This window comes from Nocardioides sp. Z21_20 (assembly GCF_059766585.1).
The window spans coordinates 82,512-105,005 of record NZ_JCBAJX010000010.1; the positions used below are offsets into that span (position 1 = coordinate 82,512).

A 22,494-nucleotide genomic window follows, 5' to 3' on the forward strand; every position below is an offset into this window, starting at 1 on the left:
TCTCAGCGGAGGGCGACCGTCAGCAGGATCGCGGAGTCCTCGTCGGCGTGCACCGAGTGGCGCTGCTGCGGGATCGGGATGAGCTGGCCGGCGCTCAGCGTCCAGCTCTCGTCCCCCGCGACCAGGCGCACCTGTCCGGCGAGCACCTGGAGCACGGCGGCCGGCGGTGCGTCGTGCTCGGCCAGCTCGTGCTCGGCGGCCAGGGCGATCACCACGGCCCGCATCGTCGAGCCGGACATCACCGTGCGCGCCGTCCGCCCGGCCGGGTGGTCGGGCAGGGTGCCGATCAGCTCGGTGGCCAGGTCGCTCAGCAGCAGCGGGTCTCGGGTGGTCGGCTGGGTCATGCGGGTTCCCTTCGTGGACGGACCCCGAGTGTCGCGCAGGCCGCCGCTGGGCGGAAGCCGCGACACCCGGGGTCCCCCGCTGGTGCTACTTGGGCTCGGAGCGGAGCACCCGCCGCCCGCCGATGACCATCGGGAGCACGATCCAGATCACGGTGGCGACGAGGACCCGGGCGATGTCGAGCCCGCCGATGTCGCCGGACTCCAGGAACGGAGCGGTGGCGTACTGCAGGTCGATCCACGGGATCAGGTCCTGGGCCCAGTCGAAGACGAAGTAGAGCGTCGAGTAGACCATCAGCGGCAGGAGCAGGGCCACCACGTAGAAGACCGTGATCGATCCCGGGGTGTTGAGGATCACCGTGGCCAGCCCGAAGGCCATCAGGAAGTACAGCAGCTGCACCAGCACCAGCCCGATCAGGGAGCGGGCCCCCAGGTCCCACTCGGCCTCCCGGCCGACGAGCGCCGCACCGACCAGGTTGGTGATCGCGCCGAGGATGATGGCGACCGCCAGGGTCGCCAGGGCGAGCGCGACGACCGCGGCCGCCTTGGCCAGCAGCACCCGCAGCCGGTTCGGCTCCAGCGCGAAGGTGACCAGGCCGGTGCGCTGGCTCCACTCGCTGGTGACCGCGAGGATCGGGAAGACCGGGAGCAGCAGGGAGAGCGGGATCGTCAGGATCTGCGACAGATCGTTGGCGGTGACCTGCGCGTCCTCGAGCGCCACCACCAGGAGCGTCAGCCCGATCGTGCCCAACAGCATCAGCAGCGTGATCAGCAACAGCCAGAACCCGCCGCGGGTGTCGAACATCTTGCGCCACTCCACCGCGGCCAGGCGGGCGAACGGCACCCGGGCGGTGCCGGAGACGTCGAGGCCTCCCCAGCCGGAGCGGGGTGTCTGGACGGAGATCGGATCGGTGGTGCTCATGCGTGGACTCCTTGCTGGGTCGCGGCGTCGGGGTGGCCCTCGCGCTGGGTGCCGGCGGTGAGCTCGAGGAAGAGATCCTCCAGGCCCGCGCTGCCGGTGCGCAGGTCGGTCAGCACGACGCCGGCCTCCAGCGCGGCGCGGCCGACGGTCTCCGGGCTGGCCTCGACGCGCAGCTCGGAGCCGGAGGCGGTGACCGCCACCCCCTGGGCCGACAGGGTCCGGCCCAGCGCCTCGTTGTCCAGCGAGGTCACCAGCGCGGACTCGGTGCCCGCGCCGGAGAGCAGCGAGTCGCGGTCGCCCTGGGCGACGATCTTGCCGCGGCCGATCAGGATCATCTCGTCGGCGATCTGCTCCACCTCGTTGAGCAGGTGGCTGGAGAGCAGCACGGTGCCGCCGCGCTCGGCGTACCCGCGCAGCAGCCCGCGCATCCAGCGGATGCCGGCCGGGTCGAGTCCGTTGGCCGGCTCGTCGAGGATCAGCACCGACGGGTCACCGAGCAGGGCGTGCGCGATGCCCAGGCGCTGGCGCATGCCGAGGGAGTAGTTGCGGATGCGCCGCTTGGCCTCCGTGGGCGAGAGGCTGACCAGCTCGAGCATCTCGTCGACGCGCGAGGACGGCAGTCCCATCGTCTTCGCGCCCAGGCTCAGCACCTCGCGGCCGGTCCGGCCGGCGTGCTGGGCGGAGGCGTCCAGCAGGACTCCCACGTGCCGGCCGGGGTTGGGGATGTCGCGGTAGTCCATCCCCCCGATCGTCGCGGTGCCGCGGGTGGGGGCGGTGAGCCCGACGAGGATGCGCATCGTGGTGGTCTTGCCGGCCCCGTTGGGACCGAGGAAGCCGGTGACCTGTCCCGGCTGGCACACGAAGCTGACATCGTCGACGGCGTTGAAGTCGCCGTAGCGTCTGGTGAGTCCTTCGACCTTGATCATGGCCCCTACCCTGCCGTGCGCGGCCCGCTCTGGCCATCCGACACGAGGCGAGGGCCGCGAGACCAAAGTAGGGGGTGGCCCACTCCCCGCGCCGCTGCCGGCTCACCGCCCGGGGCACCTAGCCTGTCCGCGTGGAGTCACCCGTGCCCGAGGAGTACCAGCCGCCCCTGCGGGCCTGGCAGCACCTGTGGCGCCTGCTGGTCTGTGCCGCGTTCTGGGCGCTGGTGATGCTGCCGGTCTCCAGCGAGCAGCTATCCCTGCACCCGACCCTGTTCTGGGTCGACCTCGCCGTGGGGATCCCCTGCTTCGCGCTCGTCCTGGGCCGTCGTCGGTGGCCGGTCCCGGTCGCCGTCGTCACCGCGGTCGCCAGCGCCGTCTCCGGCCTCGCCGCCGGCCCGGCGACCCTGGCCGCGGTCTCCCTGGCGACCCATCGCCGCTTCGCGCAGATCGCGATCGTCGCCGCGATCAGCCTGGTCGCGGCCCAGATCTGGACCGCGACCCGGGAGAACATCGGCACCACTCCCCTGTGGGTGATGCTGCTGCTGAACGCCACGGTGATCGGCGGGGCACTGGGCTGGGGGATGTTCATCGGCTCGCGCCGCGAGCTGATCTGGACCCTGCAGCGCCGCGCCGAGCGGGCCGAGGCCGAGCAGGCGCTGCACGTGAGCAGGGCGCGCGACACCGAGCGGGCCCGCATCGCGCGCGAGATGCACGACGTGCTGGCCCACCGGATCTCCCAGGTGTCGATGCACGCCGGCGCGCTGGCCTTCCGTGAGGACCTGGGCGTCGACGAGATGCGCCGGGGCGCCGCCCAGGTGCAGCAGACCGCCCACCGGGCGCTGGACGACCTGCGCGGCGTCCTGGGGGTGCTGCGCGGTCACGAGCCGGCTGCCGGGCTCGACCGCCCGCAGCCGACGTACGCCGCGGTGGCCGACCTGATCGCGGAGGCCCGCGCCGGCGGGGTCCGGGTGGACTTCGCCGACGACCTGGCCGGTCCGCGTGAGGAGGTGCCCCAGACGGCGGGGCGCACGGTCTACCGGATCGTGCAGGAGGGGCTCACCAACGCCGCCAAGCATGCCCCCGGGGCCCTCGTCCAGGTCCGGCTCAGCGGCTCCCCCGAGCAGGGGCTGGACGTGGTGCTGCGCAACCCGATCGGCTTCCGCCGCGGCTCCACCCCCGGCGCCGGCCTGGGCCTGATCGGGCTGCAGGAGCGGGCCGAGCTCAGCGGTGGCCGCCTCGAGCACCACCGCGACGGTGACGCGTTCGTGCTGCGCGGATGGATACCGTGGGCGCCGTGACCCGAGTCCTGATCGTCGACGACGACCCGCTGGTGCGCTCGGCGCTGACGCTGATGCTCGGTGGCCGTGCGGACCTCCACCTGGTCGGCGAGGCCGGCGACGGACGCGAGGCCCTCGACGCCGCCGCCCGGCTCAGCCCCGACGTGGTGCTGATGGACGTGCGGATGCCGGTGCTCAACGGCCTCCAGGCGACCCGGGCGCTGTGCGCGGCGCCCGACCCGCCCAAGGTCATCGTGCTGACCACCTTCGACGCCGACGAGTACGTCGTGGAGGCGGTCGCCGCCGGGGCCGACGGGTTCCTGCTCAAGGACACCGAGCCGGCCCAGATCGTCGCAGCGATCAGCCGCGTCGCCCAAGGCGAGCCGATCCTGTCGGCCTCGGCCACCCGGACCCTGATCAGCCGGGTGCGCAGCGAGACCGTCCCCGAGCGCGACGAGCGCGCCGACGAGCGGCTCGCCTCCCTCACCGAGCGCGAGCGCGAGGTGGCCGTCTGCGTGGGCCGTGGCCTCAGCAACGCCGACATCGCCCGGGAGCTCTACCTCTCGGTGCCCACGGTCAAGGCGCACGTGTCGCGGACCTTCGAGAAGCTGCAGGCGACCAACCGGGTCCAGGTGGCGATGTGCGTGCACGCCGCCGGCCTGGTGTGAGGGCTCAGACCTCGACGACCGCGCCGGCGACCGCCAGGGACAGCGGCCCCGCCCAGGTCTCGCGCGCGTCGGCGAGCACGTCGCGCCCGTCGTACCAGGGCGGGATGTGGGTCAGCATCAGCCGGCCGACGCCGTTGCGCGTGGCCACCTCTCCGCAGTCGGCGCCGGTCAGGTGCAGGTCCTCGGGGTTCTCGACCCCGCTGCGGAACGACGCCTCGGCCAGCAGCAGGTCGACCCCCTTGGCGGCCCGGTCCAGCGCCTCGCACGGCCCGGTGTCCCCGGTGTAGGTGAGCGTGCGCCCGGCCCCGGTGACCCGCAGCGCGTAGGCCGGCACCGGGTGGACCACCGGGACCGGGTCGATCCGGAACGGCCCGACGGTGAAGGGGCCGTCGTAGGTGCGGAAGTCGAACTCCTCGCCCATGCCCGGCTCCTCGGGCAGGTCGTAGGCCCGGGCCAGGCGCGCCGCGGTGCCGCTGGGTCCCCACACCGGGATCCGCGGCTGCGCGCCGGTCGGGTGGTACTTGCGCATCACGTAGTAGCCGCACAGGTCCAGGCAGTGGTCGGCGTGCAGGTGGCTGAGCACGACCGCGTCGACGGCGAGCGGGTCGACGTGGCGGTGCAGCGCCCCCAGCGCCCCGTTGCCCAGGTCGAGCAGCACCCGCCACGTGCGGCCCTCGTGCGGGGCCTCGAGCAGGTAGCAGCTCGCCGCCGAGTCCGGCCCGGGATAGGAGCCGGAGCAGCCGACGACCGTGAGCCTCATCCGGCCTCCCCAAAGCACGCGCAGTGACAACGACTGCCCAATGTAGGGCCACCGCACGTCCGAGGGTTAGCAAAGCGAGCCACCTCACGCCGAGATCGCGGTCACGTGCGTGAACGCCGCCGGCGTCGTAGCGTGGTGCGATGACGCCGCGGAGGTCACCGGCCCGCCGCCGCCTCACCGCGCTGGCCCTCGTGCTGGTCACCGTCGTGGTGGCGGCGCTGGTCTCGGCCAGCGCCCCGCCGCCGCGCGAGTGCCACGGGCGCACCGTGGCGCGCGGCGCCGTGCGCGCCGTGGTGGTGGTCTCCCTGGACGGGCTCACCCCGGTCGCGATCCGCAGGCTCGGGCGGGCGGGCACGCCGGTCCTGCACCGGCTGGTCGCCCGCGGCGCCTCCACGATGAACGCCCGCACCGAGGTCGAGCAGACGATCACGCTGCCCAACCACACCGGCATGATGACCTCGCGCCGCGTCGACGCGCGCCGCGGCGGCCACGGCATCGACTTCAACGAGGACCGTGGCGGCACCGTCCACGACCGGGCCGGTGGCCGGGTGCAGTCGGTCTTCGACGTGGTCCGGGCCGCCGGCGGGTGCGGCGCGCTCTTCGCCACCAAGCCGAAGTTCGACCTGCTGGCGCGCTCGTGGCCGAGCATCGCGCGCTACGCCCGGCGCGAGGACGACACCGCGCTGGCCCGACTGGCTGCCGCCGACCTGCGCCGCACCCACCGGGCGTTCACCTTCGTCCACCTCGCGGGACCCGACTCGGCCGGCCACCGCGCGGGCTGGCTCTCACGTCCCTACCTGCGCGCCGTGCGCCACGCCGACCGGGATCTGGGTCGGGTGGTCGCCGCGATGCGAAGGGACCGGTGGCTGCGCGCCCACGCCGCGCTGGTGGTGACCGCCGACCACGGCGGCCGGGGCACCGGGCACTACGACACCGCCGACCCGCGCAGCTTCCGCGTCCCGTTCATCGCCCGGGGCCCGCGGGTGGCCGCTGGGGCGGACCTCTACGCGCTGAACCGCGACTACGCCCGCCCGGGCTCGCGGCAGCCCTCGTACGGCGCGCGACGCCAGCCGGTGCGCAACGCGGACGTGGCCAACCTCGCCACGGACCTGCTCGGGCTGCCGGCCCTGGCGCACAGCGAGCTCAACGCCCGCCAGAACCTCGACGTGCGCGCGCCGAGACGGCGCTGAGCTCAGCGGGCGCGCAGCCGGTAGGCCGGCGCACGTCCGATCTGGACGCGCTCGAAGCCCGCGTCGAGGTTCAGGGTGGTCTCGGCGCCGCCGAGGAAGAGGTACGAGCCGGGCCCCATCACGCCGCGCAGCCGGCGCAGGATCCGCTGCTTGGTGGGGACGTCGAAGTAGATGAGCACGTTGCGCAGGAAGACCACGTCCATCTGCGGCAGCGCCGGCCACGGGGCGTCGAGGTTGACCAGCCGGGTCTCGACCATCCGGCGCAGCGGCTCGGCGACCTGCCAGTGCGTCCCGACCCGGGTGAAGTGCCGGGCCAGGTGCTGGTCCGGCAGACCGCGGTCGACCTCCAGCTGGCTGTAGCGCCCGGCCCGGGTCCGCTCGAGCATCTCCTCGGAGATGTCGCTGGCCACCAGGTGGGCGCGCCATCCGGGAGCCTGGGCGAACGCCGCGGCCAGGAGCATCGCGATGCTGTACGGCTCCTGCCCACTGGAGGCGGCGGCGCACCAGATGTTCAGCGTGCGCTGCGCGCGTGGCTTGTCCATCAGCTCGGGCAGCACCGTCTCGGCGAGCGCGGTGAACGGGTGCACGTCCCGGAAGAAGGAGGTCTCGTTGGTGGTCATCGCCTCCACGACCCTGGCCCGCAGCGGGCCGGCGGGGCTGCGGCGCAGCTCGCGCACGAGCGCGGAGATGGTCTCGCTGCCGGTGACGCGGGCCACCGGCAGCAGCCGCGACTCCACGAGGTACTCCTTGCCCCGCTCCAGGACGATGGCCGAGTCGGTGCGGACCACGGAGCTGATGAAGTCGAAGTCCGCCGGCGACATGGTGCTCATCGCGTCCCCCAGGTGACTCGCCCGGCCATGATCCGCCGGGTCAGCGTGGCCGCGATCGCGTCCAGCGCGACGACCTCCGCGACCACCCCGGCCGCCACCGCGGCCCCGGGCATCCCCCAGACCACCGAGCTGGCCTGGTCCTGGGCGACGACCTGACCTCCCGCCTCGCGGATCGCGTGGGCTCCCTTGACGCCGTCGGAGCCCATCCCGGTGAGAACGGCGGCCAGCAGGCCCCCGCCGTACACCTCGACCGCGGAGCGGAAGAGCACGTCGACGGCGGGACGACAGAAGCTCTCCGGGGTGCCCTGGTCCAGCGCCACGGTCGTGGCCAGGCCCCGGCGGCGCACCCGCAGGTGCCAGTCCCCCGGCGCGATCAGGACCCGTCCCGGCTCGACGACGTCGCCCTCGTGGGCCTCCGCGACGCTCAGCGCGCACGTGGCGTCGAGGCGCGCGGCGAGCAGCCGGGTGAAGGTGGCGGGCATGTGCTGGACCACCAGCACGGGCACCGGCAGCGAGGCGGGCAGCGCGGGCAGGATGGTGGCCAGCGCGTCGGGTCCCCCGGTGGACACGCCGATGACCAGCGCCTCGACCGGCCGGGGCGGCCCGCCGGCGGCGACCGGTGCCGCGGCCCCCGGCGCCGGGGCCGGGGCCGGGGCCGTCGGCACCGCCGGCACCCGGGCACCGCACAGCGACCTGATCCGGGGCACCAGCTGCTCGCGCACACTGGCCAGGGACGCGGTCACGCTGCCGACGTTGGCGGGCTTGGTCACGTAGTCGCTCGCACCGAGCTCCAGGGCGTTCAGGGTGGCCTGTGCCCCGTCCTCGGTGGGCGTGCTGAACATGATCACCGGGGTGCCCGGGTAGTCCCGGCGCAGGTGGCGCAGGGTCTCCAGCCCGTCCATCACCGGCATCTCGACGTCGAGGGTGATCAGGTCCGGGTTCAGCTGGGGCATCTTGGCGAGCGCGATCCGGCCGTTGGCCGCGACGCCGACCACCTGGATCCCCCCGGCGGCGTTCAGGACGTCGGTCACCAGCCGGCGGACGACCACGGAGTCGTCGACGACCAGGACCGAGATGGGTGTCATGAGGTGCTGGGCCTGCCTGTTCGGGTCGGTCGGCAGCGTCGAGTGCTCGGCGCTCGGAGGGGTGACGGCGTGGCGCTCAGCAGCGGAACTGGCCGACCAGGTGCTGCATCTGCGCCGCCATCCGCGACAGCTCCTGCGCCGCCGCCGCCGTGTCGTGGGCGCCGCTGGTGGTGTCCGAGGCAGCGCGGGCGACCGAGGTGATGTTGGCCGCGATCTGCGCGGACCCCGTCGCCGCCTCGCTCACGTTGCGCCCCATCTCGTTGGTGGTCGCGGTCTGCTCCTCCACCGCGGAGGCGATCGTGGTCTGGGTGTCGTTGATCGAGGCGATGATCGACCCGATCTCGGCGATCGCGGAGATCGCCGCCGCCGTGTCGACCTGGATCGCCTCGATCCGGGCGCCGATGTCCTCGGTCGCCTTCCCGGTCTCCTGGGCCAGCTCCTTGACCTCGTTGGCCACCACTGCGAAGCCCTTGCCGGCCTCGCCGGCACGGGCCGCCTCGATCGTCGCGTTCAGCGCCAGCAGGTTCGTCTGCTGCGCGATCGAGTTGATCGCCTTGACCGAGTTGCCGATCTCGGTCGACGAGGCCCCCAGCTTGGCCACCGTCGCGTTGGTCGCCTCCGCCACCGTGACCGCCCGGGCCGCCACGCCCGCGGCATCGGAGGCGTTCTTGGCGATCTCCCGGATCGAGGCCGACATCTCCTCGGTCCCGGTCGCCACCGTCTGCACGTTGTGCGAGACCTGCTCGGCCGCCGCCGAGACCAGGTTCGCCTGCTGCGCGGACTCCCCGGCCGCCCCGGTCATCTGCGCCGACACCGCCGAGAGCTCCTCCGAGGCCGACGACAGCGCCTCGGCGTTGCCGCCCATCGCGCTCATCGACTCCCGCAGCCGGCCCAGGGCGGTGTTCAGCGCGATCCCCATCCGGCCGACCTCGTCGGCGGAGTCCACCATCAGGTCCTGCGACAGGTCGCCGGCCGCCACCGCCTCCAGCACGGCCACCGTCCGGCGCAGCGGACGGGTCAGCGTCCGGGCGATCAGCAAGGTGAGCAGGCAGGCGATCGCGATGCCCGCCACCAGGGCGATCACCACGATGACGTTGAGCTCGGACTCGAGCTGCGCCGCCTCGTCCTCCTTCTCCGCCACGGCCTCGGTGATGCCGGTCCTCATCCCCTCCAGGACCTGGTCGAGCCCGGCGTTGGACTGCACCACCCGGGGCTTCAGCCGCTCTGCGGCGGCGCGGTCGCCCAGCGCAGCCTGCACCATCTCGTCCACCAGCGCGTTGTTCGCGTCGAGGCTGCGCCGCAGGTCTGCGAACGCGCCCGTCAGGTCCTCGCCGGACACCTCGATGCCGGCCAGCGCGGTGAACACCTCGTCGACGGAGGCGATGTCGTCGGCGGCGTCCTGGGCGACGGCCGTCACGTCGTCCTCGAGGAGCGAGCGGTAGGCGGTCCCCTTCAGCTCGCTGTTGCGCAGGTCGAGATGGAAGAGCGCGGCCTCGATCCTCCCCATCGAGAGCGCGGCCTCGTCGGCCGCGGTCACTCCCCGCATCAGGTACACCGACAGCGAGCCCACCAGCACGGCGGGCAGCAGGCAGGCCGCCGCCAGCGTGAACATCTTGCGGTCGGCCTTGAGGTTGCGGAAATAGGCACCGAGGGACGTGGCCGGAGAGCTCATCGAAGGTCCTTGCAGTCGAGCGCCCCGAGCGCGCAACAGGTGGAGGTGGGGGGCACGTGAGGGGGTCTCACGCGGGGGCGGGGACGACGTCCCCGACCGTGGCGGCGAGCTCGGTGTCGAGCACGAGCATCAGCTGGCCGTCGAGCTTGCAGACCCGTTCCACCAGGGCGCGGATCCCCGCCGGGACGGTGGCCGGGACGGCCTCGAAGCTGGCCGCCGGCGGCTCGAGGACGTCGCCGATCTGGTCCACGAGGAGGCTGACGGCACCCTCGGCGGTGCGCACCACCACGTGCACCCGGGCGGCGCCGCCGGTGCCCGGCGGCATGGCCAGGCGCACCCGCAGGTCGATGGTCGTGACGATCTGGCCTCGCAGGTTCAGCAGGCCGCAGACCGCGGCGGGGGCCAGCGGGACGACGGTCATCTCCTGCTGGCGCAGCACCTCCTGGACGGTCTCGACCGGGATCGCGAAGAGCTGGCCGTCGAGCAGGAACGTGCAGAGCTTCTCGGACATGTCACACCCCCACGAGGTCGCGGGAGGCGGCGGGGGCGAACAGCGACGGGTCGAGACCGGTGACCGCCCGGGCCACGTCGACCAGCTCGGCGACCCGGCCGCTGACCACCGCCGAGCCGCGGTGGCCGCCGGTGTCGAGCGGGCTGCGCACGTCGAGCCGGGCGTCGACGATGTCGAGGATCTGGGTGACCACGAAGCCGACCAGGACCCCCTCGTGCAGGCAGACCACCACCTTCGCCGACTCGGCGTCCGGCTCGCCGTAGGCACCGAACACGGCGTCGAGGTGGACCAACGGCAGCACGGTGTCGCGGTACTGCACCACCGGGTGCGGTCCTACCCGCTCGATGCGGCCCGTGGGGAACACCTCGAGCCGGTCGACGACGGCCAGCGGGAGCCCGACCCGGCGTCCGTCGCAGAGGCCCACCAGCAGCAGCTGCACCTGGTCGGCGTCGGGCGTGGCGCTGGCCTCCTGCTCGCGCTCACCGCGCCCGGCGGTCGCCTCGCTCAGCACGCCGGAGCGCTGCGCCAGCGACATCGCGTCGAGGATCAGCGCCACCTGGCCGTCGCCCATGATGGTGGCCCCGGCGTAGAGCGGGACGTGGCGCAGCTGCCGGCCGAGCGGTTTGACCACGATCTCCTCGGTGTCGTTGATGTCGTCGACGATCAGGCCGAACTGCCGCTCGTCGGCCTGCAGCACCGCGATGAACGTCGTCTGCGCGGGCGACGGGTCGAGACCGAGCTGCTCGCGCAGGCTGACCAGCGGCAGCAGCCGGCCGCGCAGCCGGTAGACCGGCGTGCCCTGGATGCTCTCGATCCCGGGGCCGTTCGCGCCGTGGCCGCCGTTCTCCAGGCGCACCAGCTCCAGCAGGCTCACCTGTGGGATCGCGTAGCGCTGCTGGCCGGTGGTGACCACGAGAGCGGGGATGATGGCCAGCGTCAGCGGGATCTTGATCCGGATCGTGGTGCCCTCGCCGAGCACGCTCTGGACGTCGACCAGTCCGCCGATCCTCTCGATGTTGGTCTTCACCACGTCCATCCCGACGCCTCGCCCGGAGACGTGGGTGACCTTCTGCGCCGTGGAGAACCCGGGGGCGAAGATCAGCCCGAGCGCCTCGCGCTCCCCCATCCGGGCGGCCGCCTCGGCGCTGAGGATCCCCCGGGAGACCGCTCGCGCACGCAGCCGGTCGGGGTCGATGCCGGCGCCGTCGTCGGAGATCTCGATGTTGACCTGGCCGCCCTCGTGGAAGGCCCTGAGCACCAGCACGCCCTCCGCGGGCTTGCCGGCGGCCAGTCGCTGCTCGGGGGTCTCCACCCCGTGGTCGACCGCGTTGCGCACCAGATGGGTCAGCGGGTCCTTGACGGACTCCAGGATGGTCTTGTCGAGCTCGGTGTCGCGCCCCTCCATCGTCACCCGCATCTGCTTGCCGAGCGCGAGCGACAGGTCCCGGACCACCCTCGGCAGCTTGCTCCACACCGTGTCGATGGGCTGCATCCGCGTCCTCATCACGCCCTCCTGCAGCTCCCCGGCGATCAGGTTCAGCCGGTGCGAGGTGCGCAGCAGCTCGGTGTCCTGGCGGCTGGCGGCGCGCTGCATGATCTGGTTGCGGGTCAGCACCAGCTCCCCGACCAGGTTCATCAGCGAGTCCAGGAGCTCCACGTCGACCCGGATCGTGCTCTCGGTGACCGAGCGACGCTCCGGCTCAGACTCCACCACCGGCTCCGCCGTCGGCGCTGCCTGCACGCTCGCCGGCGCCTCCTGCAGCGCGGTCAGCCGGCGCACCAGCTCGGTGTGGTCGCCCTCGCCCTCCGTGCCGGTCGCCTCGATCTGGGCCAGGATGCGACGTACCGCGTCCACCATGTCCAGCAGCGCGCTGGTGATCTCGGGGGTCAGCTCCAGCAGGCCGTCGCGCAGCCGGCTGAGCAGGCTCTCGCCGACGTGTGTGACCGTCTCGAGCTGGCCCAGCGCGAGGAAGCCGCTGGTGCCCTTGATGGTGTGGATGGTGCGGAACACGCTCGAGAGCAGCGCCTGGGAGCCCGGGGCCTGCTCGAGCTCGACGAGGTCGTGGTCGAGCTGGTCCAGGTTCTCGTGGCTCTCCACCAGGAACTCCTGGATGATCTCGTCCAGGTCATCCATCTGCGTGCCTGTCTCGGGGGGGCTGCACGAGAGGACAGATCGGCCGTCGGCGGGCGTTGCTTAGCCAACTGGGCGGAGAATCTCCCGCGGGCGACGTCGCGTCAGCGTACGGCGCGCACCTCCGAGGCGACCGGCCACGCGTTGAAGCGACAGCCGGCGAGACCCTTGGACTGCGGCATCATCACCGGCGCCGGGTTGCGCCGGCCGGTGCAGCCGCGGTGGCCCAGCCCGAGCCAGTGGCCGGTCTCGTGGTTGACGACCATGTGCCGGTAGTCGCGCAGGCTGCCGCCCCCCGCGCGCCAGGCCCGGCTGGCGTGCTTCCACCGGTCCTGGTTGATGATCACGTAGCGGCCCACCCGGCAGCTCCACTGCGCGCTGCACCCGGGCGAGAAGTCGGGCACCCGGCGGGCCGCGCTGAGCACGAGCGTGAAGTCGCCACCGCGGCGCACCGCGCGGAAGGCGATGCCGCCCCTGCGCCAGCCGCGCGCGTCGTCGTAGGTCTCCTGGGCCAGCCGGCGGAAGCCGGCGAGGCTCGTGCTGATCCGCCCCCGCGTCTCGACGTGATAGGTGACCGTGCGGGTGGGGCGCCTCGCCCCGGAGTCCGACGCGGGCTCCACGAGCGTGAGCTGCGCCGGTGCCTGGCGCGCCGGCCCCGGGCCCTGGCCCAGGCCGGAGGCGGCCGGGCCGAGCAGCACGGCGGCGAGGAGAACCGCGAGGGCGAGCGCGCCGTTGCCGCTCAGGCCCAGAGCTGGCCCTCGAGCCGGTCCTCGGCGTCGTCGACGGTGCCCTCGTAGGCCCCTGTCGACAGGTACTTCCAGCCGCCGTCGCATACCACGAAGGCTATATCGGCGCTCTCCTGCGCCTTGACCGCCTTGGCGGCCTGCCCGAGCGCGGCGTGCAGGATCGCGCCGGTGGAGACCCCGGCGAAGATGCCCTCGAGCTCGAGCAGCTCGCGGACCCGGCGCACGGCGTCACGTGGGCCCACCGAGAAGCGCGAGTCGATGAGGGAGGCGTCGTAGAGCTCGGGGACGAAGCCCTCGTCGAGGTTGCGCAGCCCGTAGACCAGCTCGCCGTAGCGGGGCTCCGCGGCCACGATCCGCACGTCCGGCTTGGCGGCCCGGAAGAACCGCGAGACGCCCATCAGGGTGCCGGTGGTGCCGAGGCCGGCCACGAAGTGGGTGATCGAGGGAAGATCGGCCAGCAGCTCGGGGCCGGTCCCCTGCTCGTGCGCGAGCGCGTTCGCCTCGTTGCCGTACTGGTAGAGCATCACCCAGTCGGGGTGCTCCGCGGCGACCTGCTTGGCGACCCGGACGGCCTCGTTGGAGCCGCCGGCGGCCGGCGAGGAGACGATCTCGGCGCCCCACATCCGCAGCAGCTGACGGCGCTCCTGGGAGGTGTTCTCCGGCATCACGCAGACGATGCGGTAGCCCTTGAGCTTCGCCGCCATGGCCAGCGAGATCCCGGTGTTGCCCGAGGTCGGCTCCAGGATCGTGCAGCCGGGACGCAGGGTGCCGTCCTTCTCCGCCTCCTCGATCATCCTCAGGGCCGGGCGGTCCTTGATCGAGCCGGTCGGGTTGCGGTCCTCCAGCTTCGCCCACAGGCGCACCTCGGGGCTCGGGGACAGCCGCGGCAGACCGACCAGCGGAGTGCCGCCCACCGAGGCGAGGAGGTTGTCGAAGCGCATGCGCGCACCTTCCAGTCAGCGCAGGAAGCGCTCGGGGTCGAAGTCGTCGAGCGGGATGATCCGCACCCGCGGGAGCGGCACGTTGAAGGCGGCCACGTCGTCCTCGAGGTCGTGGATCTGGACCCCGAGCGCGGTGAAGCGCTGGTTGACGAACTCGCGCAGCGCCAGCACCCCGACGCGGCGGCGGCCGTCGAGCAGCGCCTCCACCTGCGGCACGAAGTCACCGTCGTGGCTGACCAGCAGCACGTCGGCGTCGCGTTCGACCAGCGCCGTCAGCGTGCGCTGCAGACCGATGTCGACGACCTTCTCGTCCGAGCGCCCCGACAGCGGCACCGGCCGGTAGTCCATCGCCAGCAGCGCCTGCACGAAGCTCGTCGGCAGGGTGCCGTTGGAGGCGTTGAGGAAGAACAGCCCGGTGACCGGCTGGCCCCACAGCTTCTCCGCGTAGGCGGTGACCCGCTCCCAGCGCGGCCGCTCCTCGGGCTCGGGTCGCCGGTTGAGGACCGTCAGCCCGAGGGTCGCGTCGATGTTCTCGCCGTCGACGAGGACGAACGTGCGACGCGAGGCGCTCACCGGCTCCATGCCGGGTCGCTCAGCGAGCGCCGCCGGCGACCGCCGGCAGCACGACGACCTGGTCGCCGTCGGAGAGGGGGGCCTCGAGGCCACCGATGAAGCGGACGTCCTCGTCGTTGATGTAGACGTTGACGAAGCGGCGCAGGTCCTCGCCCTCGATCAGCCGCGCGCGGATGCCGGGGTGGTTGGCCTCGAGGCTCTCGATCACCGCCGAGAGGGTCGCGCCCTCGGCGGGGACGGCCTTCTCGCCGCCGGTGTACGTGCGAAGGATCGTGGGGATCCGGACCTCGATGGCCATCAGCTGGGGCTCCTTGCCGGTAGGTGCTCGACGACGTTGACCTCTTCTTCGGTCACCTCGCCGTCGACGATTCTGTAGGACCTGAACTCCACAGGGCCCTCGTTATTCCCGTGCTCACGGGTGCTGAGCAGCACATAGTGCGCGCCGGGCTCGCTGGCGAGCCCGATGTCGGTGCGCGAGGGGTAGGCCTCGGTGGCGGTGTGCGAGTGGTAGACCACCACCGGCTCCTCGTCGCGCGCCCACATCTGCTTGTAGAGGGCGAGCAGCTCGGTGGAGTCGAACTCGTAGAACGTCGGGCTGCCCGCGGCGTTCACCATCTCGACCAGCCGCTCGGGGCGGTCGCTGCCCTCCGGGCCGGCGACGATCCCGCATGCCTCGTCGGGGTGGTCGCGCTTGGCGTGGGCGACGATCGCGTCGTACGTCGCCTGGTCGATGGTCAGCACCGCGCCAGCCTAGGCGAGCCCGTTCGGCGTTCGCGCCACCGGCCCAGCAGGCGGTCGATGGTGAGGCGTGTGTAACCCCTCCGTAGCCTTGAGGCATGAGCACTCTCGCCCCCGACCTGCAATCCGCCTACGACACGGTGCTCGAACGGAACCGCGGCGAGCGCGAGTTCCACCAGGCGGTGCACGAGGTCCTCGAGTCTCTCGGCCCCGTCATCGCCAAGCACCCCGAGTACGCGCGCGGGTCCGTCATCGAGCGGATCTGCGAGCCCGAGCGGCAGATCATCTTCCGGGTGCCGTGGACCGACGACATGGGCCGCGTCCAGATCAACCGCGCCTTCCGGGTGGAGTTCAACTCCGCGCTCGGCCCGTACAAGGGCGGCCTGCGCTTCCACCCGACGGTCAACCTCGGCATCGTGAAGTTCCTCGGCTTCGAGCAGATCTTCAAGAACGCGCTCACCGGGCTGCCGATCGGCGGCGGCAAGGGCGGCTCGGACTTCGACCCCAAGGGCCGCAGCGACGCCGAGGTGATGCGCTTCTGCCAGTCGATGATGACCGAGATGTACCGCCACCTCGGCGAGTACACCGACGTCCCCGCCGGTGACATCGGCGTGGGGCACCGCGAGATCGGCTACCTCTTCGGCCAGTACAAGCGGATCACCAACCGCTACGAGTCCGGCGTGCTCACCGGCAAGGGCCTGTCCTACGGCGGGTCCCAGGTGCGCACCGAGGCCACCGGTTACGGCACCGTCTTCTTCACCCGCGAGATGCTCGCCACCCGCAACCTCGACCTCTCCGGGCGGCGCGTCGTGGTCTCCGGCTCCGGCAACGTGGCGATCTACGCCGCGCTGAAGGCCCAGCAGCTCGGCGCCCAGGTCGTCGCCTGCTCCGACTCCGGCGGCTACGTCGTCGACGAGGACGGCCTGGACATCGACCTGCTGCGCCAGGTCAAGGAGGTCGACCGCGGCCGGGTCTCCGACTACGCCGCCCAGCGCCCCAAGGCCACCCACCACGCCGGCGCGTCGGTGTGGAGCGTGCCCTGCGAGGTGGCGCTGCCCTGCGCCACCCAGAACGAGCTCGACGCGGACGCCGCCCGGGCCCTGGTCGCCAACGGCGTGCTGGCCGTGGCCGAGGGCGCCAACATGCCCTGCACCCCCGAGGCCACCGACGTGCTCACCGGGGCCGGGGTGCTCTTCGCCCCCGGCAAGGCCGCCAACGCCGGCGGGGTGGCCACCAGCGCCCTGGAGATGCAGCAGAACGCCTCGCGCGACTCCTGGCACTTCGACCACACCGAGGCCCGCCTGGACCAGATCATGGTCGACGTGCACGAGCGCTGCGCGGCCGCGGCGGACGCCTACGGCGCCCCCGGCAACTACGTGGCCGGCGCCAACATCTCCAGCTTCATGAAGGTCGCCGACGCGATGCTCGCGATGGGCGTCATCTGAGGTCGCGGGTCGCCGCCGTCACCCGGTGACGGCGGCGATCAGGGTCTCCTGCAGGTAGCCGATCCACTCGTAGATGTCGTGGGCCTGGGTCCGCGGGTCGTCGTCGGGCAGGGAGTACCAGTACTCCTCGTCGCCCTCGGTGACCTCGAGGCGGGTGGCGAGCGCCAGCCGGAGGTCGGTGAACGACCGCATCCACGCGAGCGCCGTCTCCGGGTCGAGCTCCACGTCGATGTGCAGCCCCTCCTCGGTCAGCTCCGGCGGGAGCCCGGCCTCCTCGAGGGTGTCGATGATCGTGCAGGCAGCGGCCGCCTTGCCGTCGCGCAGCGCGCCCTCGGTGAACCGGCGGAACTCGCCGGCCGCCTCCTCGTCGTCGGCGTAGGCGGTGGGGAACAGCCGCGCCAGCACCGGGTCCTCGGGGGCCGTGGTCGGGCCGGAGAAGTCCATCATCGCCTCGAACGGGTCGAGGCCGTCCTGCGGGACCGCCCGCTCGTTGCGCAGCAGCTCGACGAGCTGGGAGGCCAGCGAGCGCAGCAGGTCCGCCTCGAAGCCGGTGAAGTTCGCGATCACCCGGCCGCTGCGGCGGTGGCGCTGGAACCCGCTCATCCCTGACGCTCCATCGTGGCCCACAGCCCGTACTCGTGCATCGCCTGCACGTCGCGCTCCATCTCCTCGCGGGTGCCGCTGCTGACCACCGAGCGCCCGTCCTCGTGCACCTCCATCATCAGCCGCTCCGCCTTGGCCTTGTCGTAGCCGAAGTAGGTGCGGAAGACGTAGGTGACGTAGGACATCAGGTTGACCGGGTCGTTCCACACGATGGTGACCCATGGCGTGGACAGGACGGTCATCTCGTCCGGGATGGTCGTCGGGTCGACCTCGACGGAGCTTGCGGCAGACACCAACACAGACACGGCTCCATCGTGGCACACCCCGGACAGGTGCTCGGCGGAGGCACCGCGGCCCCCTAGGCTGGCGCGCGTGAAGTCTCCTGTGAGCGACTCGACTGCGCTGCTGACCGACCACTACGAGCTGACCATGCTGCAGGCGGCCCTGCACGCGGGCACGGCCGAGCGACGCTCGGTCTTCGAGCTCTTCGCCCGCCGTCTGCCCGAGGGCCGGCGCTACGGCGTGGTGGCCGGCGTCGGCCGCGCGCTCGACGCGTTCGAGCGCTTCCGCTTCGACGAGGAGTCGCTGGCGGTGCTGGCCGACATCGTCGACGAGCGGACGCTCGAGTGGCTGGCCGGCTTCCGGTTCTCCGGCGACATCTGGGGCTACGCCGAGGGCGAGGTCTACTTCCCCTACTCCCCCGTCCTGGTCGTCGAGTCGACCTTCGCCGAGGCGGTCCTGCTGGAGACCCTGCTGCTGTCGATCTACAACCACGACTCCGCCATCGCCGGCGCCGCCTCGCGGATGACCTGCGCCGCCGGCGAGCGGCCCTGCATCGAGATGGGCTCGCGGCGCACCCACGAGGAGGCGGCCGTCGCGGCGGCGCGCGCGGCGTACGTGGCGGGCTTCCGCAGCACCTCCAACCTCGCCGCGCGCCAGCGCTACGGCGTGCCGAGCACCGGCACCAGCGCGCACAGCTTCACGCTGCTGCACGACACCGAGCGCGACGCCTTCCGGGCCCAGGTCGACAGCTGCGGGGCCGGCACCACCCTGCTGGTCGACACCTACGACATCGCCGAGGCGGTCCGGCTCGGGATCGAGGTGGCCGGCACCGGACTCGGCGCGGTGCGCATCGACTCCGGCGACCTCGGGGTGCTCGCCCGCGACGTACGCCGCCAGCTCGACGACCTCGGCGCGCACGACACCCGGATCATCGTCACCAGCGACCTCGACGAGTATGCGATCGCCGCGCTGGCCGCCGCCCCGGTGGACGGGTACGGCGTCGGCACCCAGCTGGTCACCGGGAGCGGGCACCCCACCTCCGGCTTCGTCTACAAGCTGGTCGCACGCGAGGGCGACGACGGCGAGATGGTGCCGGTGGCCAAGAAGAGCAAGGACAAGGCGTCCCTGGGCGGGCGCAAGTCCGCGCTGCGCCGGCTCAGCGCGGCAGGCGTTGCGGAGGCCGAGGTCGTCGGCATCGGCGTGGTCCCCGCCGACGACGGCGACGACCGACCGCTGATGACCGAGCTGGTGCGCAAGGGCGAGGTCGTCGGCCGCGAGCCGCTCGAGCGGGCGCGGGAGCGGCACCAGGCCGCGCGGGCCGAGCTGCCGGTCCCCGCGCAGTCGATGTCGCGTGGGGAGCCGGTGATCGAGACCCTGCATGTCTGAGTGCGGGCGCCCCGCGACGTACTAGGGTCCCCCCATGGTGCGCGCCCTGATCATCGTCGACGTCCAGAACGACTTCTGCGAGGGCGGCTCGCTGCCCGTCGCCGGCGGCGCCCAGGTGGCCGCCGACATCTCCTCGCTGCTGCATCGACGCCGCGACGGGCTGCCCGGCGTCGAGGACTACGCCTACGTCGTGGCCACCAAGGACCACCACGTCGACCCGGGCCACCACTGGTCGAGCGAGCCCGACTACGAGAGCTCCTGGCCGGTGCACTGCGAGGTCGGCACCGACGGCGAGGCGTTCCACCCCAACCTCGACCCCGAGCCCTTGGACGCGATCTTCCGCAAGGGCGAGCACGCGGCCGCCTACTCCGGCTTCGAGGGGCGTACGGCGCAGGGGGCGCCGCTGACGGACTGGCTGCGCGAGCGGGGCGTGCGCGACGTCGACGTGTGCGGGATCGCCACCGACCACTGCGTGCGCGCGACCGCGCTGGACGCCGCGGAGGCCGGCTTCGACACCCGGGTGCTCCTCCACCTGTGCGCGGGGGTGGCGCCCGAGACCACCGAGCGGGCGATCACCCGGATGCGCGAGGCCGGTGTCCACGTTGGCTGACCTGGAGACCCGCGTCACCGACGGCGCCCTGTGGATCACCCTCAACCGGCCCGAGCAGTTCAACGCGCTGAACGACACGATGGCCGACGGCCTCGCCGAGCTCGTCGAGCAGGCGACCTCGCGCGAGGAGGTGCGGGTGGTGGTGCTGAGCGGCACCGGGGCCGCGTTCAGCGCCGGGGCCGACCTCTCCGGCGAGGACGCCCACGAGCACTTCGACGTCACCGCCCTGGACCGCGCCAACCGGATCATCCGGGCGATCGTCTCGATCGACAAGCCCGTGGTGGCGGCCGTCAACGGGGTGGCCGCCGGGGTCGGCTGCTCCGCCGCGCTGGCCTGCGACCTCGCGGTGGCGAGCGAGTCGGCGTCGTTCCTGCTCGCCTTCGCCCGGGTCGGGCTGATGCCCGACGGAGGCGCCAGCGCCACGGTCGCGGCGAGCATCGGCCGGGCCCGGGCGATGCGGATGGCGCTGCTGGCCGAGCCCCTGACCGCCCGCGAGGCCTACCAGGCGGGGCTGGTCAGCCACCTGGCCTCCGACGAGGAGTTCCCCGCGGTCGTCGACACGATCGTGCGGCGGCTGGTCGCCGGCCCGCCGCTCGCCTTCGCCGCGACCAAGCGCGCGGTCAACGCCGCCACCCTGCACCGACTCGAGAGCGCGCTGGAGAACGAGCGGCGCGGCCAGAGCCTGCTGCTGCGCACCGGCGACGTCGCCGAGGGGATGCGTGCGTTCGGCGAGAAGCGCCGGCCGGTGTTCCGCGGAGAGTGACCCCGCCCCGGCCGGCGCGTCTGCCTAGCCGGTGATCGTCACCGCAGTGGTGCCCGCGACCAGGCGCCAGTCGACCGACTCGAACAGGGCCGGGTCGATCACCTCGTTCTCGATGACCCAGTCGATGAGCAGCTGGCGGATCTCCACCTGGGCGTTGTAGAGCACCTCGGCGTCCCGCACGTGCGGGAAGTTGCCGCCCCCGGACTGGCGGTAGTTGTTCACCGCCAGCACGAACTCCTGCTCGGGTCGCACCGCCTCCCCGGCGTAGGTGAGGTTCCTGATCCGCGCCCCGGGCGCCGCGCTGATGTCGATGTCGTAGCCCAGGTCGGCGTCCAGGCCCGCGACCATGTCGTAGTTGTAGTCCGGGGTGCCGTTGGGCGCGGTGTCGGTGACGGCGTTGGTCACCTCGGCGATCGTGAAGGGCCCCGCGCCGGAGACCTGCTTGAAGTAGCGCGCCGAGAACTCCAGGTAGTCGGTCAGCTGCGCGCCGGTGATCCGAACGCCGAGCAGGGTGTTGTCGAAGACGTAGAGGCCGGCCACGTCGCGCACGGTCACGTCCCCGGCCGGGAACCGCGCGGTCCGGCTGAACGGCGCCGCGATCGACAGCACCGGCAGCGCGGCGGCGGCGCTGCCGGCCAGGGCCTTCTTCACCGCGTCGGCCTGGACGTAGTTGATGAAGTCGATGATGGCGACGTCCTCGACCATCGCCCGGCTGGCCAGCAGCTCGGTCGTGGAGGACCCGACCACCGAGTTCACGTACTCCACGACGGTGGCGTGCTGCTCGCGCACGGCCGCGGCCACCGCGGGGTGGGCGTCGACGGTGTTGGAGTTCAGGGTCTGCGCGTGCGCCGAGTCGACCCGCCAGCCGCCCTTGCGCCACTCGAGCCGGAAGTCCATCACCGCCAGCCGCATGCCCCAGTACAGCGGCTCGCACAGCAGCACCTCGCGGCCCGTCGCCTTGTTGGTGACGAAGCGCTCGCCGATCTCCTTGTGCGCGTGGCCCACCAGGATCGCGTCGACCCCCGGCACCTGCTCGGCCACCAGGCTCGCGGCGTTCTCGGGGAACGGCAGCGCGTCGCCGTACGACGAGCTGGTGTCGGCGCCGGAGTGGGCGGAGATCACCACGACGTCGCAGCCCATCCGCTTGAGCCGCGGCACGAACCGCTTGGCCTGCTCGACCAGCCCGGGGAACTCGATCCGGCCCTCCACGATCGCCTTGTCCCAGATCGCCACCCCCGGGTTGGTCAGGCCGAGCACCCCGACCTTGAGCGGGTAGCCCCAGGAGGTCTTGAACCGCTTGATCAGGTACGGCGCGAAGACCGGGCGCTTGGTGGCCGGGTCGACCGCGTTCGCGGCCAGCAGCGGGAAGTTCAGCTGCGACTCGAAGGTGCGCAGCGTGTCGATGCCGTAGTTGAACTCGTGGTTGCCCAGGGCGGCGGCGTCGTAGCCGACCAGGTTCATCGCCCGCGCCATCGGGTGGACGGCCCCCTGGGTGATGGGGTCGATCCGGGCGTAGTAGTAGGCCAGCGGGGTGCCCTGGATGGTGTCCCCGGCGTCCAGGGTGAGCAGGGGCTCGCCCCGGCGCTCCTCCTTGAGGGCCTCGACCAGCGTCGCGATCTTCGCCAGCCCGATCTGGTCCCCGGCCTGGTTGGAGAAGTCGGTGTCCTTGAAGTAGTCCCAGTTCAGGACGTTGCCGTGCAGGTCGGTGGTGCCGAGCACGGTGAGCCGGGTGCGCGGGCGGATCGTCCGGCCGCGCAGTCGCGGCCGGGCCTCGGCGCTCGCGGGCCACGCCACCATCCCGGCGGCAGCCAGCGCCGCGCCGCCGGACAGCACCGTGCGCCGCGTCGCCGGGGCGGACCCCGCCGGCTGCGGGGAGGACGAGGGGACGGACGCCGGCGGGCCGGCCTGGTGCTGCTCAGACATGGGACTCCCGAGATCGAGGGGTGAGGAGGTCTCATTACCCCCTGCGCCCCAGCGGGGGTCAAGCAGCAATCGCGCCGCAGTCGGGTCACGGATCGATAACCTCCTGCACGGCGCGGCCCCGTCTGTAGTGTCATCACACCCTGGCCCGTCGAGCGGGCCGTTCTCGGGCGC

The 22,494-nt window shown here is 72.6% G+C and carries 24 protein-coding genes; 7 read left to right on the forward strand and 17 right to left on the reverse strand.

Translation table 11 applies throughout. The features are described from left to right. Positions 1-2 precede the first annotated feature (2 nt). The 3 genes from AC6EH9_RS15315 to AC6EH9_RS15325 all read right to left on the reverse strand — a co-directional run bounded on the left by AC6EH9_RS15315 (position 3) and on the right by AC6EH9_RS15325 (position 2,189). Positions 3-344, reverse strand: a complete 342-nt coding sequence (locus AC6EH9_RS15315) for a cupin domain-containing protein (protein WP_498424293.1) — start codon at positions 342-344, stop codon at positions 3-5. A gap of 85 nt (positions 345-429) precedes the next feature. Then, positions 430-1,263: an ABC transporter permease gene (locus tag AC6EH9_RS15320; RefSeq protein WP_498424294.1), complete on the reverse strand. Its 834-nt coding sequence runs from the start codon at positions 1,261-1,263 to the stop codon at positions 430-432. Next, the gene (locus AC6EH9_RS15325; RefSeq protein ID WP_498424296.1) at positions 1,260-2,189 is read right to left on the reverse strand and encodes an ABC transporter ATP-binding protein; all 930 of its coding nucleotides are present in this window, start codon (positions 2,187-2,189) and stop codon (positions 1,260-1,262) included. The genes AC6EH9_RS15320 and AC6EH9_RS15325 overlap by 4 nt, the downstream gene beginning before the upstream one ends. Before the next feature lie 131 nt (positions 2,190-2,320). Here AC6EH9_RS15325 and AC6EH9_RS15330 point away from each other — a divergent pair, with 131 nt between their 5' ends. Next, positions 2,321-3,487, forward strand: coding sequence for a sensor histidine kinase (locus AC6EH9_RS15330; RefSeq protein WP_498424298.1), 1,167 nt, complete (start codon positions 2,321-2,323; stop codon positions 3,485-3,487). Beyond that, the gene (locus AC6EH9_RS15335; RefSeq protein ID WP_498424299.1) at positions 3,484-4,134 is read left to right on the forward strand and encodes a response regulator; all 651 of its coding nucleotides are present in this window, start codon (positions 3,484-3,486) and stop codon (positions 4,132-4,134) included. Before AC6EH9_RS15330 ends, AC6EH9_RS15335 begins: the two co-directional genes overlap by 4 nt. Positions 4,135-4,138: 4 nt before the next feature. Here the strand turns inward: AC6EH9_RS15335 and AC6EH9_RS15340 are convergent, their stop codons facing one another. After that, positions 4,139-4,894, reverse strand: coding sequence for an MBL fold metallo-hydrolase (locus AC6EH9_RS15340; protein ID WP_498424302.1), 756 nt, complete (start codon positions 4,892-4,894; stop codon positions 4,139-4,141). A 140-nt stretch (positions 4,895-5,034) separates the two neighbouring features. Between AC6EH9_RS15340 and AC6EH9_RS15345 the strand changes: the two genes are divergently transcribed. Beyond that, positions 5,035-6,084 carry an alkaline phosphatase family protein gene (locus tag AC6EH9_RS15345; protein WP_498424304.1) on the forward strand — a complete coding sequence of 350 codons (1,050 nt, stop codon included), beginning with the start codon at positions 5,035-5,037 and terminating at the stop codon, positions 6,082-6,084. A gap of 2 nt (positions 6,085-6,086) precedes the next feature. On the opposite strand, the gene AC6EH9_RS15350 is transcribed toward AC6EH9_RS15345, so the two are convergent. The 10 genes from AC6EH9_RS15350 to AC6EH9_RS15395 form a co-directional block, all read right to left on the reverse strand. Beyond that, complete coding sequence (locus AC6EH9_RS15350) at positions 6,087-6,914, reverse strand: CheR family methyltransferase (protein ID WP_498424306.1); 828 nt, start codon at positions 6,912-6,914, stop codon at positions 6,087-6,089. Then, positions 6,911-7,999, reverse strand: coding sequence for a protein-glutamate methylesterase/protein-glutamine glutaminase (locus tag AC6EH9_RS15355; protein WP_498424308.1), 1,089 nt, complete (start codon positions 7,997-7,999; stop codon positions 6,911-6,913). The genes AC6EH9_RS15350 and AC6EH9_RS15355 overlap by 4 nt, the downstream gene beginning before the upstream one ends. Before the next feature lie 76 nt (positions 8,000-8,075). Then, entirely contained in the window at positions 8,076-9,671 is a 1,596-nt protein-coding gene (locus AC6EH9_RS15360) for a methyl-accepting chemotaxis protein (protein ID WP_498424310.1), read from the reverse strand. A gap of 67 nt (positions 9,672-9,738) precedes the next feature. Next, positions 9,739-10,182: a chemotaxis protein CheW gene (locus tag AC6EH9_RS15365; protein ID WP_498424313.1), complete on the reverse strand. Its 444-nt coding sequence runs from the start codon at positions 10,180-10,182 to the stop codon at positions 9,739-9,741. A gap of 1 nt (position 10,183) precedes the next feature. Next, positions 10,184-12,316, reverse strand: a complete 2,133-nt coding sequence (locus AC6EH9_RS15370; RefSeq protein WP_498424315.1) for a chemotaxis protein CheW — start codon at positions 12,314-12,316, stop codon at positions 10,184-10,186. A 101-nt stretch (positions 12,317-12,417) separates the two neighbouring features. Then, positions 12,418-13,011, reverse strand: a complete 594-nt coding sequence (locus tag AC6EH9_RS15375; protein ID WP_498424316.1) for a DUF3152 domain-containing protein — start codon at positions 13,009-13,011, stop codon at positions 12,418-12,420. A gap of 41 nt (positions 13,012-13,052) precedes the next feature. Beyond that, positions 13,053-14,000 (reverse strand): PLP-dependent cysteine synthase family protein, encoded by a 948-nt coding sequence (locus AC6EH9_RS15380; protein WP_498424317.1) that lies wholly within the window; start codon positions 13,998-14,000, stop codon positions 13,053-13,055. A 15-nt stretch (positions 14,001-14,015) separates the two neighbouring features. Next, entirely contained in the window at positions 14,016-14,573 is a 558-nt protein-coding gene (locus tag AC6EH9_RS15385) for an NYN domain-containing protein (RefSeq protein ID WP_498424319.1), read from the reverse strand. Positions 14,574-14,592: 19 nt separating this feature from the next. Continuing rightward, on the reverse strand, positions 14,593-14,871 hold the full coding sequence (locus AC6EH9_RS15390; RefSeq protein ID WP_498424320.1) for a MoaD family protein: 279 nt from the start codon (positions 14,869-14,871) through the stop codon (positions 14,593-14,595). Next, positions 14,871-15,314 (reverse strand): M67 family metallopeptidase, encoded by a 444-nt coding sequence (locus AC6EH9_RS15395; protein ID WP_498424322.1) that lies wholly within the window; start codon positions 15,312-15,314, stop codon positions 14,871-14,873. Before AC6EH9_RS15395 ends, AC6EH9_RS15390 begins: the two co-directional genes overlap by 1 nt. 95 nt (positions 15,315-15,409) lie before the next feature. On the opposite strand from AC6EH9_RS15395, the gene gdhA reads away from it, so the two are divergent. Next, positions 15,410-16,756 (forward strand): NADP-specific glutamate dehydrogenase, encoded by a 1,347-nt coding sequence (gdhA, locus tag AC6EH9_RS15400; protein WP_498424324.1) that lies wholly within the window; start codon positions 15,410-15,412, stop codon positions 16,754-16,756. Positions 16,757-16,774: 18 nt separating this feature from the next. Here gdhA and AC6EH9_RS15405 read toward each other — a convergent pair whose 3' ends face one another. Together AC6EH9_RS15405 and clpS are read right to left on the reverse strand one after the other, a co-directional pair. Next, positions 16,775-17,359: a DUF2017 domain-containing protein gene (locus tag AC6EH9_RS15405; protein WP_498424325.1), complete on the reverse strand. Its 585-nt coding sequence runs from the start codon at positions 17,357-17,359 to the stop codon at positions 16,775-16,777. Continuing rightward, positions 17,356-17,601, reverse strand: a complete 246-nt coding sequence (gene clpS / locus AC6EH9_RS15410) for an ATP-dependent Clp protease adapter ClpS (RefSeq protein ID WP_498424374.1) — start codon at positions 17,599-17,601, stop codon at positions 17,356-17,358. The genes AC6EH9_RS15405 and clpS overlap by 4 nt, the downstream gene beginning before the upstream one ends. A gap of 187 nt (positions 17,602-17,788) precedes the next feature. On the opposite strand from clpS, the gene AC6EH9_RS15415 reads away from it, so the two are divergent. From AC6EH9_RS15415 to AC6EH9_RS15425, 3 genes are read left to right on the forward strand one after another with little or no spacing between them, the layout of a single operon-like run. Next, positions 17,789-19,027: a nicotinate phosphoribosyltransferase gene (locus tag AC6EH9_RS15415; RefSeq protein ID WP_498424375.1), complete on the forward strand. Its 1,239-nt coding sequence runs from the start codon at positions 17,789-17,791 to the stop codon at positions 19,025-19,027. A gap of 34 nt (positions 19,028-19,061) precedes the next feature. Then, complete coding sequence (locus AC6EH9_RS15420) at positions 19,062-19,637, forward strand: isochorismatase family protein (protein WP_498424328.1); 576 nt, start codon at positions 19,062-19,064, stop codon at positions 19,635-19,637. After that, the gene (locus tag AC6EH9_RS15425; RefSeq protein ID WP_498424331.1) at positions 19,621-20,400 is read left to right on the forward strand and encodes an enoyl-CoA hydratase-related protein; all 780 of its coding nucleotides are present in this window, start codon (positions 19,621-19,623) and stop codon (positions 20,398-20,400) included. The genes AC6EH9_RS15420 and AC6EH9_RS15425 overlap by 17 nt, the downstream gene beginning before the upstream one ends. Before the next feature lie 24 nt (positions 20,401-20,424). Here AC6EH9_RS15425 and AC6EH9_RS15430 read toward each other — a convergent pair whose 3' ends face one another. Next, a complete protein-coding gene (locus AC6EH9_RS15430) occupies positions 20,425-22,323 on the reverse strand; it encodes a bifunctional metallophosphatase/5'-nucleotidase (protein WP_498424334.1) in 1,899 nt (632 codons plus the stop codon). Positions 22,324-22,494: the final 171 nt, after the last annotated feature.